Below are 15,113 nucleotides of genomic sequence, written 5' to 3'. Positions count from 1 at the left end.
TGCCCGCCGTCAGCCGCCACCCTGCGGACCGTTGCTCGGCCTGGCTGCACGCACGGCCGCCAGTCCCTTGATGCCATCCTGATTTCCGATGGCCGTCAGGCTTTCAAAAATCTGGGCCGCATCGGCATACCGGCGCATGGCGAGATAGGAATAGCCACGCAGAACCATAAGGTCCGTGCGCTCGTCGGCCAGGCGCGCCCGCTGGTCGAGCAGCAGCAGCGTTTCTGCATAACGTTTGGTCTGGAAGGCGGAAACCGCCCTGTCGGCCAGGATCGAGACCTGCAATTCGGTCGCGCGCGGGCGATCGATGTGCGATTTCGTCGCCGATACGGCGGCATGATCCGTCAGCCCCATGCGCAGATAGGCAAGACTCTGGCCATAGGCCGCGTCGCTTTTCACCGTCGACTTGCCGCCTTCAATCGCGGATTCGAAGGCTTTCAACGCCTCTGCCGGACGGTTCGTTTGCATCAGGCACCAGCCGAGATCAAGCGCCTGCTGCGGCGGCAGACGCTGCGGATCGGGATAGGCCGCGCAGGACCGTGGACGGGAGGCGGCGCTCGCGTCCCTTTGCGCCGGGGCCGGCCGGCGCGCCTGTTTGCGCGAAGGTTCGGGCTGCTGCTGGACGACAGGCTGGTCATAAACCACCGCCGTACCGCCTTGCGGCACATAGCTCGGTGTGGGCGCCGTCACCTGTTGGGCAATGGGCGGCGTGGATACGGGCGCAACCATCTGCCTCGACTGGTCGACCATCCGCGCTGTCCCCACATCGGCGATGCGTTGAGAGCGGCTCGCCCATTGCTGCTGGATGCCACGCAGACCGGCCAGATTACGCAGATCGTGATAACTGACGGCCATGCCATAGGCTGAAGGCTCATCATCGGGCTTCCAGCCAAGGGCCGTACTGAACCATTGCAACGCGAGCGGCGTCTGCCGGAAGGCAAGCGAATACCAGCCGAATTGCTGGGCGGTGGCCGCATCCTTACGCGTCATCGTTTCCCCCGCAATCCGCTGCAAAACGTCCGGCGGCAGGACGACCGGCGGCTGCAAGGCCAGAAGATTGGCCGTGGCGGCAAGATAGGTCGCGAGCGCATCATCGGAGGCGTTGCGCCATTTATACATGACGTCTTCGGCCTCGCGCGGCTCGTTACGGTCGATCAGCGCCAGCGCCAAACCCTGCGAGGCCGACGCGCTGTCTTCTTCCTCACGCGCCTTGCGGAACCACTTCTCCGCCTCCGTCATGTTCTTCTGGCGGATATTATACCAGCCGAGCAGCAGGGCGTCGCTTGCGAGCTTATCGGTCTCCGCGAGCCTTTCAAGCCGCATCAGATAGGCGGAAGGAACGGTAACGCTCTCTTTTTCGCCCTCTTTCGGCTTCTCTCCAGCCTTTGCCACGAACTGTCGGGCAAGATCGTTCTTGACCGGCTCGAATTCCAGCTGACCATCGGCACCCGGTTTTTCCTTGGCCAGCAATTCGCCCATCATCTCCGCCGGCAAAAGCGCAGATGCCTTCTGCACCGTCGCGAGCCTGTCGCTGGCGGCCGTACAGTTGTTGAGGACGTAAAGATAAGCGTCGCGTGCCCGCCCCATCCGGTCGGTATTGGCGAAGGCATCGGCAACCCGCCACAGGACATCGACCTCGCCGCAGGTCAGCAGGCCAGGATTGCTCGCAGCCGTATCCACCACCGCCGAGTATTGTTTGAGGTCGGACGCATTGACGAGCCGCTGGCGGGCTTCTGCAAGTGAAAGCATGCCGATAAGATTATCGGGCGGTTGCCAGCCGGGCTCAGCCTGCTGGCGATCGGCGATCGCCTTCCGCACCTCGGCATAACGGCCATCGGTATAAAGCTGCCACATCGCATCAAGCTTGGGATCGCCGTTTTCGGGAATGGCGAGAGGGTCGGCGGGCGGCGTCCAGTTGGGGTAGAGCGTGCGAAGACGCGCAATTTCGGCCTGAAGGCGTTGGGTATCACCCCGGGCCGCAAAATAGCGCAGCGCGCTGAGATCGACTTCGGGCATATCGGTCGATGCGGGCGTGGGCGTGCGCGGGGCCTGTGCCGTCTGCGTTTGCGGCGTCTGCCCACCCATCTGCGTTACCGGTAACGGATCACTCGCCGGAACAGTGACTGGCGGTGTGGTGGCGGGTGTTGCTACCTGCGCCATCTCACGGTTTTTCACGAAAGCACTGATCTGCGCCGGATTGGCCGCCGGTGAAATGCGCAGCGCCGCACGGTTGTCGCCCACCGCCGACGTGTGCACGTCCGACACGCGCCCGAGAATGCTGTCACGCCAGTGGAAGGCAGCAAGCGCAATCAGAAGCAGAATGAGAGCCGAGGTCGACAGCGGCTTGTTCATCGGCATTCCCCGTTATTCCTTGCCAGAAACGACAATGCCAGAAGATGCAATGTGGAAGGATAATAAAGCGTTGGCTGGAAGCTTTTAAGTTCGGCGGAAACGGCAGGACCCCCGGCCATGCAGGCGGCCAGGGCCGGTATGATACGATAGCCGGCATCGGACAGCACGTCCTTCACTGCGCCGCTCTTCAGATCGAAGGTCCCGGCAGCGCCGCTTTCCAGCGTCATGCCGTCCTTCAAGCGCGAAAGCAGTTCAGGCGAGCCCATATTCGCCCTTGCAAGATAGAGCGGTATGCGCACCGCATTATATCCGAATTCCGGCGGAAATCCCGATGCCGGCTGGGGCTTCGTCTTCACCGATACCCAGTCGGCGGGCAGTTTTCTGTCACTAAACGCGAAGGCGCCGATCTGCGCCACCCCATCATCTGCCACCGCTTTCCAGAGCGGCGACGGCGCGACGAGATTGAGCACCGGAAAGGCTTCGAAAATCAGATAGGACGGATTGACCACCGGACCATCGGCACGATCGCTCTCGCCAAAACCGCTGGCGGCCGGCAGAAGGAGCGTGCGTCCGCCGCGTTGCACCATTGTTTTCTTGAGGATGACGGAGGCTATGGCTGCGGATGCTTCGGCATAGTCCTGCCGATTCCATTGCCCCGCCGCCAGCGCCAGCGCATAGGCGATCAGGATGTCGCCATCCGTGGCGTTGTTGATGTCGGTAACATGCGGTCTGGTGCGCGGATCCCATTTCCAGGCGGAAAGCCCGTCATCGCGCACCAGCAATTCGGTGCGCGTGAAACTCCAGATCAGCTCGAAGTCCGAAAGGTTGTCGGCAAGCACGGCGAGCCACATGCCGTAGCCCTGCCCCTCGCTGTGGCTGATATTGCTGTTGCCGGTATCGATGATCCGGCCGCCGGGATCGAGAAACGCAGCCTTATAGGCCGCCCATGCATCCGGCGGGATCGAAGCAGCACGGCTGACGGAGAGGCTCGCAAACAGCATCATGACCGATAGGCAGACAATACCGGCAATTTTCGAAATCCCGTTTTTCATCTATGCCGTCCCATCAGGCGCAGCATCACGAAAGTGGCGAGGCCGAGCAGCGACACGAAGCCAATAAATGCTAGCGAATAGGAAAGAACGTTGGAAGAGAGCCAGTTGGCGGCTATCAGCCTCCAGTTCGAGAGGGAAAATGCCCGGGTAGCATAAAGATACGGCCGCTCCACGTCCACCGTTTCGATCTTTTCAGCGACGGCATCATAAGCGGCGACACGCCCGGTGACATCGCGCCAGCGGTTTTCCTGCGTCATCGCCTGCATGCCGTCACGAAGTTCCGCCGAAGTCGGCGCGGTAGCAAGCGTCCATACCCCGTCACCGGAGGGGCTGAGGCCTTGGGCCAGCATGAAGGAAACGTTGCCGGGCGGCGCATAGGGCTGTTCAGCTGCCGGCAGGAAGCGCAGCGTCTCCGAGCTCAGATCGAAATTTCGCTTCAACCACTCCTCGAAAGAGGACACCTGCCCCTCCCAGATACCGCCATCCACCCGCTCCCGCCAGTCATTGAAAAGGGTGTCGCTGTTTTGGGCGGGAACCTGCACGCCGGCTCCCATTTTCCAGGATATCTGGCTGGAGGGAACGAGATTGAACTGGCTGATCAATGCCTGCGGAAATTGCGAGATCGTTCCGACAAAGAGCGCATCGCGGTCACCGATCACCAGCGGCGAGGCCACGGTCTCGATATCAATCGGATGCCCGGCCACGCTGGCAAGGCGACTTATGAACGTTGCTGCCGCAGACATGGTGTCGGTGTCGAAGCGATCAAGCGACAAGGCAATCGGCCCACCGGATCGGTAAGGCTGGCCGGCCCCCGCCATCGCAGCAAGATCCGGCTTACGGCCGATCTGGGCGTAATCAGGAACATGAATTTCCGAGGTGTCGAACAGGGCAAACCGCGGGGTTGCGCTGGCGGGTGCGCCGGGGGCGCAGGCCTGATCCTGCGCCGTCATCAACACCGCCTCGATGGCAATCTTGTTCGGACCCGGCTTGAAATGACGCATCGTCACCTTGATCGGCAGATGCCGGAAAATGCCGCCGCCATTGTTCGAGATCGGCACGGTCGAGGCGATCTGGTCATTGACGTAGATATCGACATGGCTGCCGGGCAAGACCTGCGAGGAATAGGCCGCATCAAGCAGAAGCGACGCCTCACCATAGGCCGACGCATAAAAATCGGCGGGCATGCCGACATAAAATTCGTTGCGGAAACGCCGGCCGCTAAATTCAGTGCTCTGTAGACCAAGTTCGGATAGCGCAATGCGGCGATCCGACATGACAAGCGGCACATCCGGCGCATGCCAGCTACGGGTCGAAAACGTCGTTCTCTGCGCGCCGGGCGTGCGCGATATCGAGGAAAAAAGCGTCTCGATTGCCGCCTGCACCGCCTGCGGGGTCGGGCCGCTGACAAAAAGCGGTGAGAAATTGCCCGGAGCAGCCGTGCCAAAGCCGGCAAAGGCCCCCGCCGATGCCTCGGGCGGCAACGCTCCACCCAGACCGGCAATCTCACGGGCCGTGCCGACGAAAACCGTCAGCGTGCCCGCCTTACGCTCGATGGAAGGCGCGGTCACAAAACGGATCGTCTGGTTCGGCATCTGGGTTCTGAGCGCCAGTGCCTGTGAAAGACGCAGGAGAGAATCCGCAAATGCCGGATTGCCAAGCGTCGGCGCGACGATCTCGATCGACGTCATCGCCTTGCCATCAGGCCCGGTTGCCTGAATATCGTCGATATTAGCAAAGTTGCCGGCGACATCCGCACTAAAGCCGATATAGGTGTTCGCAGGGTTCACATCGGTCCACAGATCATAGGTGGACTGGATTGTGCAATCGGTTCTGTGGCGTTGCTGCACACCGAGCGCCACCACGTTTGAGCCGACCTGCAAGACGCCGGGCGGTATCTTCAGGAGAACATTGCCTTCGCTGTCAGGCGCTTCGATCCGCGCCGCATCCAGCGCGACATTGTTCAGGCTGACCTGAAAATTCGAGCTTTCCGGCGCGACAACGATCGCATTTTGATAGCCGATATTGAGCGAGACGGCGGCATTCACCTGTTCGGGCGTCAGATAGATGCTCCATTGCCGGCGATCCATCTCTCCGGAAAGGCTGAGCTTTTCGTAGGGCAGGATATATCGGCGCCGGCTGTCTGAATTGACCGACGATGCCGGTCCCGGAACCGGTCTTGCACCTTCCTGGCGCGGAGGAGCCACAGCGGGTGGCGATGGCGAAGCGGAAGGCTTGCTTGGCACCGGGGTCGGCAGCTGGACAGGTGGTGGCTGCGACGGCGCGACAGGAGGAATGGCGGGCGGCACCGGTGCCGGCGATGTCTGCGATGGCCTCTCCGGTGTCATATCGAACGGCGAGGACTGCGCCAGAGCACCCGTGGCAACCGCGCATATCAATAGTGCCAGAGAATCCCGGATGGGTTTGCGGCCGATCATTTCACCGCTCCGACAGGTTTGGCGCTTTTGGGCGCTGGGCGACCTGCGCGGAGGAGATAATAAAGGCCACGCTGCGTCTGGAAGAGCGCAATCGCCAGGAAGATTGCGGTGCCACGGATGAGCCCCGGGTTCTTACGGCGCACGCGCTGGAATTCGCTCCACTGTTCGGAATTGGCGAAGATCAGGTCGGCAATCAGGCGGTGGTCGACGGCGCGCTGCGGCGAGAAAGTGCAGCCGATTGAGACGAAACCTTCGCCTTTCACCGTTCGCACCACGTTCAAAGGCATCGTTTCCGGCACGCCCTCGCTATGCGGCCTTACCTTCACGATGGCGCTCGCGCCTTTTTCGATATTTGTAGCGCTGTCGAAAATATTGATCAGCAGGCCGTGCACCGACACGTTGTCGATGGAAGCAGGAACCCAGGTGTCGCTGCCCTGAAGCTGGACTTCACAACGCCGCTTGACAGTGATGCGTCGCGATGCCGACTTGTCACCGCGCTCCGAAACGACACCGAGCGCGCAGCCCGCGAAGATGAGATTGAGCAGGTTCCAGCCGCCGACGACCAGCGTTACATCCGCCTTGTAGGGTTCGCTGTAGATGCGCCATGCGGCAAAGGCCATCGCCACCAATAGCAGCGCGAAAATGACGAAGAACGGCCGGCTGATTTCCGAAAGCCTTGCCTCGGCAATGGATTCATCCTTCGCCGTCACCTTGAAGGTGGGCTTGCCCGGATTGAAGATCACCGAAACAACGGCGGGCAGCAGGTGGACGGTCTGCACATATTCGTAAAGTTCCGAAATCCATGGCCAGCGGAAGCTACCATAGAGATAGTTCTGCATCATCAGGTTCACGAGCATATAGGCTGCCGTATAGGCCAGAAACTCTCCGCCCGACGCCACGAAAATCTGCAGGTCGAAGAACAGATAGAACAGCGGCGCGAACAGGAAGATGGTCCGCGGGAACGGAAACAGCCAGAACAGCGTCGACGACATGTAGCAGAGACGCTGCGTGAACGAGAGACCACGCTTGAACAGGGGCTGACGAAAGATCAGGATCTGCATCATGCCCTGTGCCCAGCGGCTGCGCTGGCCGATGAAGCTTGCGAAGGTGGCTGGCTGCAACCCGGCGATCAGCGGCTTGTCGACATAGATGCTGTTCCAGCCGCGCGAATGCAGCGCCAGTGCGGTTTCGCAATCCTCCGTGATGCTGACACCGCTGAAACCGTCCGTCTCCAGCAGCGCCTCACGCCGCAGCACAGCGGCGGACCCACAGAAGAACGCGCCATTCCATTTGTCGAGACCGCGCTGGATGATGCCGTAGAACATCTCGTTTTCGCTTGGCATCGTCTCGAAGGTGCGCAGGTTGCGTTCGATCGGATCCGGATTGACGAAGAAATGCGGCGTCTGCACCAGAAAGAGCCGCGGGTCCTCCTGGAAATAGCCAACCGTCTCCAGCAAAAAGTCGCGGGCAGGTGCGTGGTCGGCGTCGAACACGGTCACCAGCTCGCCAGTCGAATGGGCAAGCCCGTTATTGAGGTTTCCGGCCTTGGCGTGGACGTTGCGCTCGCGTGTCAGATAACGAACGTCGAGGTCTTCGCAGAGCTTCTTCAGCTCTTCGTGGCGGCGTTGCGCTGCCTGTGCCTCAACAATATTGGCGGCATTGCGCTTCTGCACCGAGCCACCGTCATCCAGCAGCCAGACGGTGAAACGGTCCGCCGGATAATCCATATTCTTGGCCGCCGCCAGCGTATTGGCGAGAAGTTCCGCGTCTTCATTATAGCTGGGCACGAAGACGTCGACCGTCGGCCGATAGTCGGGCAAACCGGGCCGCGTCTTGCGTGACGGCAGCGGCATCGACACGATGACAAGGCTGAGACCAAGCATCAAGACACTGTACATTTCCGCCAGGTAAAGCAGAAAGCCGGGAATGAAGTTCTCAAGCTGGTTGACGGGCGGCAACGTACTCGTGGTGCGCCAGTAGACGTAACGCAGAACGATGGCGGTGCCGAAACCGAGCGCGATCAGGCGCCAGGCCCCCTGCCCGTTAAAGCCCTTGATCGTCGCCAGAAGGATGAGGGAAATCGCGGTCGCCACCAGATGCGTCTGCAGACTGACCGGCATCGTGATGATGGCCAGAACGCAAAGCGACACAAGCAACCAGACAATGACTGTAATGGCCTTGTTCATCCAGAAACTTTCCGTTCTTTACCCCATCCGGAATTTCGGCCCGGAAATTTTGCGATATGCGCCTCGGCGCTCCCTTCCCCTTGGGCTCCGCCGATCATCTGCATCCCTGCACCGCCCCCGAACCGGACAGACAGGCTGGCGACGGAATGGAAACCTGCGGAACCTGCGACGGTTGCGGGCCGTTTTCCACTGCACGGCTATTCACCTGCCTGCCATCGACCTGTCTGGTCGCCACCGAAGGTCGCGCCGGGTGAAGGGGCGCAGCCGCTGATGTCGGCGATGGGATATTGACTGCAGCAACAGGTGGCAGCGGCTGTGGTTCCGGCTGCACCGGCGCGGCGTTCGTCACACGGCGGGCCGGCCGGGGCGGCACGCTGGCCGTCACGTCGCCGCCTGGCCGCATCGGCACATCCTCCGTCTTCATGGGATAGACTGGGTGCCCGGGCCGCCCGAGATTCTGATCCACCGCCTGCGGCGTGCCATAGGGGTTCCAGCTTGGCGAAGCGTAAGTACCGGTGATCGTGTAATTATACATGACCGCCAGCAGCCGCTCGACGCTCGCGCCCGACTGGCAAAGCCGCAACCGCACCTTTATGCGTCCGAGATTACGGAAATCCTGCCGCATGCCTTCCGGCGAGCGTATATCCTGCCAACCATATAGGCAGGTATCACCACCACGGCCGCTACCGGCGGCATAGGAAAATGCACCATAACCGTTCTGCAGGTAATTTGCCGACATGGCGATGTTTTCACCCGGAAACTCGGCGCGGATTTCCCGGGCGACGGAGCCCCCCCTGAAACCCGTGAACGTCAAAGCGTCGCGCTCGGTATCGCCCGCCTGCTGCGGGCCGAAAAACTCCGCCTTGAGATAATTCTGCCCCGGCGTCGCGGCCTCGGAACGCAAAATGACCTGCTGTGCTACGGCGTTGGAATAGGTGCGATTGACCACGGCGATGATTTCGGGGCCACCGGGCGGCGGGAAAATCAACGCCTCGGAAGGCGACGCCATCTGCGCGCCCCCGAACGACCGAACGCCCGCGGGAGTATTGCAGCCCGAGAGAACCGCAATGGAGAACAGCAATGAAGTATAGGCAGAAAATTTCACTGCCTTGCGCCCCTTCATCTCCCCAACACCGCCCAGGTTAAAAGGAGACCGAATCACTAATGACCTGACCATTTCTACGAAATACGTGAGGACTACGAATAAGCAATCTCAAATTTGCGTTGTAATTTCTGACACTTTATGAATCGCGAATCACAGTTGCGACCCGTCTCTGCACCATAAAGCGGGGAACCAATGACGCCCCCAGGGGTTGGCTTCCCTCCAGGCTGATAATTTTACGGTTGCAGCGCAATATGTCCCATGGTCTACTTGCGTCTATTATCGCATATTTTTATTGGCAAATTTTTTAATTCAACTGTAAAAACAGAGAGTTATCGCATGACAGTGCAATTTCCGAGCATTTCGCAGACGCTTGCTGAAGAGATCGGAACATTACGGAAATGGCTTGACGAGAACGCCCTGCCCGTGTGGTGGAAGGCGGGCTCGGCGCATCCGGATGGCGGTTTTTACGAACGTCTCAGCCAGGATGCGAAGCCGGTTTTTTCCGACAACCGCCGCGCCCGCGTGCAGCCACGCCAGGCCTATTGTTTTGCCGCCGCTGGCCAGCACGGCTGGCAGGGGCCATGGAAAGACGCGCTGCTGCATGGCCTCAGCTGGTTCGAGAAAGTTTATCGGCTTGAAAACGGTCTATACGGCAACCTCGCCGACCAAACCGGAAAACTGATCGATCCATCCTTCGATCTCTACAATCAGGCCTTTGCGCTTTTCGCGGCGGCGCAGGCGGCAGCCAGCCTTCCCGAGCGCAGGGATGAGATGCGCGGCCGGGCCCTCGATATCCTCGCCATTCTCGAGCGCGACTACAGACATCCCATCGCCGGCTTTGAGGAGGCGAACCCGCCGCGCACCCCGCTCTGTTCCAATCCGCATATGCATCTGTTCGAGGCGATGCTGGCCTGGGAAGTGCAGGATCCGGATGGCCCGTGGAGAGGATTAGCAGACGAGATCGCCGGTCTGGCGCTCACCCGCTTCATCGATGGTGGCAATGGCGGCCTGCGCGAGTTCTTCGCCCATGACTGGACGCCCCATGAGGGCGAGAAAGGCCGCATCATGGAGCCGGGCCACCAGTTCGAATGGGCGTGGCTTCTGGTGCGCTGGGGCAGCCTGCGCGGGAATGATGAAGCGATCAGGAAGGCAAAACGCCTCTTCGAGATCGGCGAAGAATACGGCATCTGCCCGCGCCGCAAGGTGGCGATCATGAGCCTCTACGACGATTTTTCGGTGCATGACGCGCTGGCGCGGCTGTGGCCGCAAACGGAATGGCTGAAGGCTGCGGTGCGGCTGGCGAGCGTCACTGATGGCGAGGAACGGCAGCGCTACCTCGCCTCCGGCCTGCGCGCCATTGGCGCGCTGCAACCATTCCTCGACACACCGGTCAAAGGCCTCTGGTTCGACAAATGGCCTGCCGACAGGCCGATGCTCGACGAGCCGGCGCCGGCAAGTACTTTCTATCACATCGTCTGCGCCATCTATGAGGCGGAGTCGGTGCTGGCTGCGGAGCAATAAGCCCCGCCCACCGGGCGAGCGGTATCGGCCGCCCGCCGAGTCTGGATATCGCTCAAACTTTGGCCGGGCGCACGACGCGCCAGTCAGGTTTGCCGAGATTGTGTGGCCAGGGATGCACATCCTTGTCATTGAAGTAGACGACCTCTTCCAGCTTCGGAAAATCCGCCTGTTTCAGCGTCACGTCGTTCATCCATGGACGAACATAGGAATCGCCGCCTTCATAACCCAGTTCGGCAACCCAGACCGGTTTGTTAAAGGTTTCGACAAGTCCATAGCCCTTGCGCAGCAGATCCGTGAAAGTCTTCGGACCGCCATATTCGATCTTGTCGTAATCCTCGAGACCGAAGACCGAGAGGCCGACCAGATCCGCATAGTTGTCACCGGGGTAATAAGCCCGCAGGCCATCCAGACCTTTGGGTGACCACATTACCTTGACGCCGGGGACTGCCTTTCGGGTCATGTCCACCACGCGTTTATAGGCCGTGATGTAATCACGAGGGTTCCAGCCCGACCACGAGAAGCGGCCAGACGTGTCTTCCATTTCCTGTCCCCAGCGCAGGATCAGCGGGCTTTTCATCGCCGACATGCGTGCGACGATCGCCTGCATGTTCTTGTCGTAATCGCCGCTCAGCACCTTGCGACGCAACTCGTCGGACGAAAGCCGCCAGTTAACGTCCCAGGACCATGGCTCGACGGTGATCATGACGTTGCGCTTGCGCTCCAGCGCATAGGCATCCGCAAGCGCCAGGCTGTCGAGATCCACGTCTTCCCAGGGCAGGAACAGATGTTCCGTCGCCAACCCGGCCTGTCCGGTGAAATCGCCGTGCGGATCGTAGGCGCCGAAACGAATGCCATCCGCATGCAATGTCGGTCTTTTGTCTGCTAGGGTCTTCATGCCCGTCGAGGTCATGGGGGCGACCCCCTGGGCGTCGAGCTTGAGCACCGGATACATTCCGGCGGTAAAGGCTGCGGCGGCACCACTCGCGAACAGAAGTGTTCGTCTTGTTATCTGCATGACACCTTACTCCTTACCTTGTTGCCGTCATCGCCTTGTCGTAGGCGGCGATCTGCGGCGTGACATCGTCCTTGCGGACGAGCTTGAGGAATTCATCGCCAGGACGTGGCGGGTTGTGCCGGAACACGTACCATTGCCCGCCCTGCTTGCGCTGGTAGAGCACATTGCCGATGCGGCCATGGTCGAAGCAGGTATCGGCCTTGCCGCTTCCCGCCTCAGCTTTCCAGGTGGCGCGCATGCACAATGTGCCATTGGCATCGACGGTCCAGCGGCCTTCGCCGATGGACTTCTTGCCCTTTTCTTCCGTTGCAGCGATGAATTTACGGCCGTCGGCGATGAAGCGCCCGCCGCCCGTATCCCATTTCCAGGTCTTGTCGAAATACATCTCCACGACCTCGCTGGTTCTGAGCGGCTTCGGCGTCTTCGTGCCGCCTGCAGCATGGACGACGCTTGGCGCGACCACCGCAAGACAGAGTACGAAAGCGGAGAATCCGCATGTGCTTATTGTTGTTTTCATCACAGCCTCCTCCTTCATTGTCCGACCCTATTGTCGGCCAGCATGATTTCTCCAGTTGCCACCGCCGGCGGCGGCGCAACGACAGGTTCCGCCTGCATGTCCTGCGGTCCACGCAATACCGGCAGGGCGATGCGTAGTTTCAGCCGTACAGATCTTGCGCCTTCCACGCCCGCACCGGCGACCGTGAACCGCGTTTCGGTAAAACTGACATAGGGCTGCCCGTGCGACAGGGCTTCCAGCCCACCGATCGCATGGGAGCTAAGTTCGGCAGCACTCCCGGCCACCAGCAGCAGGGAACAGGCGGCGGCACTTGCGCCACCGCGCAGGGCCGGCAGCTTCGGCAAACCGTTTTCCATTGCATGGCGGATGAGCAGGAACACCGACAGGCCCGCATAGATCGCCACATTGATGGCGGCGAAGATGAAGAACCCCTCCGCGCCGTTTTCCCGCGGTGCCAGAACCATGGCAAGAAGGCTGAGTGCCGCAAGGACCATATATGGCGCGACAACCCGCAGCGGCAGCGGCGGTTTTGCCTGCGTGCCCTTGGGCGTGATGCGGAAATCGACGAAGTCACCACGGACCGTGTCCCGTATCGCTGCCAGCACACCCATCAGCGACCAGGGCCAGCGCAGGAACAGGAACACCATGGCTTCCCAGCTGAAAAGCTTCGCATTGTGTGGGCGGAATGCGCCCGTGGCCCGCCAGAAGAAGGCAAACACGATCATGATCAGCGAAACCGGCAGGAAATGCGTCAGGAACGCTGGATAAGACGCGTTGACCAGAACATGGCCTCGCACCAGCGCAACGGCCGGAAGCACAAACATCAATGCCATAAAGCCGGAAAACAACGGATACCAGAGTTGCGAAAACAGGAATTGGAACTTCAGCCGTGGGGTTAGCTTCGGCACGTATTGCCGCGAATATTGCAGAAGAATGGTCATCAGGCTGCGCGACCACTGGAATTCCTGCACGATGAGATCGGCAAAGGTCACGGGCCCGTCGCCGTGGGCGATGGCGTTGACGGCGTGGATGCCGCGCCAACCCCCGGCATTCATCAGCAGCGTGGTGGAATGATCCTCGGCAAGCTCCGGCCCGAGGCCGCCGACCTCGCGCAGGGCCTTCGTGCGCACGGCATAATGCGAGCCGATGCAAAGCGGCGCCCAGCCATTATTGTAACCGAGCTGCAGCGCACCATGCAGGCTTGCTTCAGCATAGAGCCTGCCGCGCGCCGCCCAGCTCTGGTCAGCATTGGCATCGCAAATACTCGGGGCTGAGACATATCCAACTGCCGGATTGGCAAACGGACGCATGATCTCGCGCAGATAATCCGGTTCGGGCACATGATCGGCATCGAACTGAGCGACGAAATCATAACGCTCGTAACCATAGTGATCATAGAAATAGGCGAGATTGCCCTCCTTGCAGCGTGTGCGCCGCGGCCAGGTCTTGCGGTGATAGTCCGCCACGCCCTGTCGGGTCGAAACGAAAACGCCGTGCGCCCCACACCATTTCAGTGTGTGTGCATCCGGGGCCTCATCGGCCAGCCAGACGTCGAATTCCAGTCCCTTCTGCTCCAGCATGGCCAGCAGCGTCTTTTCCACCACGGCAAATGGTTCCGACGGCGCCTTGGTCACCACCATCGCCACCCTGCCCTGCGGCAGCGGAGAATGCGGATCGACTATCTTCGCATTCAAAAAAATGAAGATGAAATAGGACGGCAGAATCGTGATCCACGCGAGCGTTATCGTGACGACCGTGTAATAGGGCCAGTCGATGACGCGATCACGATCGAGCCACCAGATCCAGAACCAGGCGAGTGTCACCAGCCAGCCGCCAATACCAAGACGATAGGCCAAACGGTTCCAGCCGCTGAAAACAGGCAACATGCGCAGGTCGCCGGTCGCCGAGATCGCGCGGGCCGATGGAACGGAGGGCGTCGAGCGCGTCTTCATGACCGCACCTCCAGCCCGAAACCGGGACCGGCCGTGCGGATGATGGTGTCGATATCCGAACGCTTCGGGGTGAAGCCCAGCGTCTCTTCCGCGCGTCTTATGTCAGCAAAGAGCGCGGGCGGATCGCCGGCGCGCCTTGCGCCGAAATGTACCGGCACTTCCTGCCCGGTCACCCGATGGATCGCCCTGATGATATCTCCAACCGATGTGCCGTGACCGGAGCCGAGATTGACACGCAGCGTCTCGCCGCCATCGACAAGATAATTGACAGCGGCCACATGAGCATCGGCGAGATCACTCACATGGATATAGTCGCGAATGCAGGTGCCGTCGCCGGTGTCGTAATCCGCGCCGAAAACATCGAGTTGGGGCAACCGTGCTGCGGCGGCCATCAGCGCCCGGGGGATAAGATGGGTCTCCGGTTCATGGCGTTCGTAAAGCTCGCCGTCAGGATCGGCGCCCGCTGCATTGAAATAACGCAGCGCCACGAAACGCAGGCCATAAGCGGCGGCATAATCCTCCAGCGCCATCTCGAAGATCAGCTTGGTGCGCCCGTAAGGATTGACCGGCATTTGCGCCGTTTCCTCGCGGATCGGTAATTGCGGCGGCACGCCATAGGTGGCGCAGCTGGAGGAAAACACCAGCCCGATATTCTGGTCGAGACAGGCATCCAGCAGCGAAAGGCTGCCGCCGACATTGTTGCGATAATATTTGCGCGGATCCTCGACGGATTCGCCGACATAGGCGTTGGCCGCACAATGGATGACGAAGGCCGGCGAGAATTCGCGAAGCGTAGCTTTCAACAGGGCACCATCGAGAATGTCACCCTGGATAAAGGGCCCCCAGCGAACGGAATCCGCGTGACCCGTCGAGAGATTGTCGTAAGCGATGGGCTTGAAGCCGGATTGCGCCAGTGCCTTGCAGATGTGGCTGCCTATGAATCCGGCCCCGCCCGTGACGAGGATTGCGCGGGGCATA

General features: G+C 60.6%; 10 protein-coding genes. 1 reads left to right on the top strand and 9 read right to left on the bottom strand.

Translation table 11 applies throughout. The features are described from left to right. Positions 1-9: 9 nt before the first annotated feature. The 5 genes from ACFVTJ_RS12455 to bcsN form a co-directional block, all read right to left on the bottom strand. On the bottom strand, positions 10-2,358 hold the full coding sequence (locus ACFVTJ_RS12455) for a cellulose synthase (RefSeq protein WP_386907753.1): 2,349 nt from the start codon (positions 2,356-2,358) through the stop codon (positions 10-12). Further along, positions 2,349-3,404: a glycosyl hydrolase family 8 gene (locus ACFVTJ_RS12450; RefSeq protein WP_386907751.1), complete on the bottom strand. Its 1,056-nt coding sequence runs from the start codon at positions 3,402-3,404 to the stop codon at positions 2,349-2,351. The genes ACFVTJ_RS12455 and ACFVTJ_RS12450 overlap by 10 nt, the downstream gene beginning before the upstream one ends. Then, positions 3,401-5,839, bottom strand: coding sequence for a cellulose biosynthesis cyclic di-GMP-binding regulatory protein BcsB (locus tag ACFVTJ_RS12445; RefSeq protein WP_386907749.1), 2,439 nt, complete (start codon positions 5,837-5,839; stop codon positions 3,401-3,403). The genes ACFVTJ_RS12450 and ACFVTJ_RS12445 overlap by 4 nt, the downstream gene beginning before the upstream one ends. Next, on the bottom strand, positions 5,836-8,025 hold the full coding sequence (bcsA, locus tag ACFVTJ_RS12440; RefSeq protein ID WP_386907747.1) for a UDP-forming cellulose synthase catalytic subunit: 2,190 nt from the start codon (positions 8,023-8,025) through the stop codon (positions 5,836-5,838). The genes ACFVTJ_RS12445 and bcsA overlap by 4 nt, the downstream gene beginning before the upstream one ends. A gap of 94 nt (positions 8,026-8,119) precedes the next feature. Beyond that, the gene (gene bcsN, locus ACFVTJ_RS12435) at positions 8,120-9,034 is read right to left on the bottom strand and encodes a cellulose biosynthesis protein BcsN (RefSeq protein WP_386907745.1); all 915 of its coding nucleotides are present in this window, start codon (positions 9,032-9,034) and stop codon (positions 8,120-8,122) included. Positions 9,035-9,466: 432 nt separating this feature from the next. Here bcsN and ACFVTJ_RS12430 point away from each other — a divergent pair, with 432 nt between their 5' ends. Further along, the gene (locus ACFVTJ_RS12430; protein ID WP_386907744.1) at positions 9,467-10,651 is read left to right on the top strand and encodes an AGE family epimerase/isomerase; all 1,185 of its coding nucleotides are present in this window, start codon (positions 9,467-9,469) and stop codon (positions 10,649-10,651) included. Positions 10,652-10,703: 52 nt separating this feature from the next. Here the strand turns inward: ACFVTJ_RS12430 and ACFVTJ_RS12425 are convergent, their stop codons facing one another. Genes ACFVTJ_RS12425 through galE form a run of 4 tightly spaced genes read right to left on the bottom strand, consistent with a single transcriptional unit; the run spans position 10,704 to position 15,112 of the window. Next, positions 10,704-11,666: a glycoside hydrolase family 26 protein gene (locus ACFVTJ_RS12425; RefSeq protein WP_386907743.1), complete on the bottom strand. Its 963-nt coding sequence runs from the start codon at positions 11,664-11,666 to the stop codon at positions 10,704-10,706. Positions 11,667-11,679: 13 nt separating this feature from the next. After that, positions 11,680-12,183: a DUF995 domain-containing protein gene (locus ACFVTJ_RS12420; protein ID WP_004438628.1), complete on the bottom strand. Its 504-nt coding sequence runs from the start codon at positions 12,181-12,183 to the stop codon at positions 11,680-11,682. 14 nt (positions 12,184-12,197) lie between these two features. After that, a complete protein-coding gene (locus ACFVTJ_RS12415; RefSeq protein ID WP_386907741.1) occupies positions 12,198-14,135 on the bottom strand; it encodes a glycosyltransferase family 2 protein in 1,938 nt (645 codons plus the stop codon). Beyond that, complete coding sequence (gene galE, locus ACFVTJ_RS12410; protein ID WP_386907739.1) at positions 14,132-15,112, bottom strand: UDP-glucose 4-epimerase GalE; 981 nt, start codon at positions 15,110-15,112, stop codon at positions 14,132-14,134. The genes ACFVTJ_RS12415 and galE overlap by 4 nt, the downstream gene beginning before the upstream one ends. Between the last annotated feature and the right edge of the window lies 1 nt (position 15,113).

Source organism: Agrobacterium sp. NPDC058088 (assembly GCF_042885035.1).
Classification (GTDB): Bacteria; Pseudomonadota; Alphaproteobacteria; order Rhizobiales; family Rhizobiaceae; genus Agrobacterium.
Note: the sequence above shows the minus strand (reverse complement) of the source record. Positions and strands in the feature narration are given on the sequence as shown.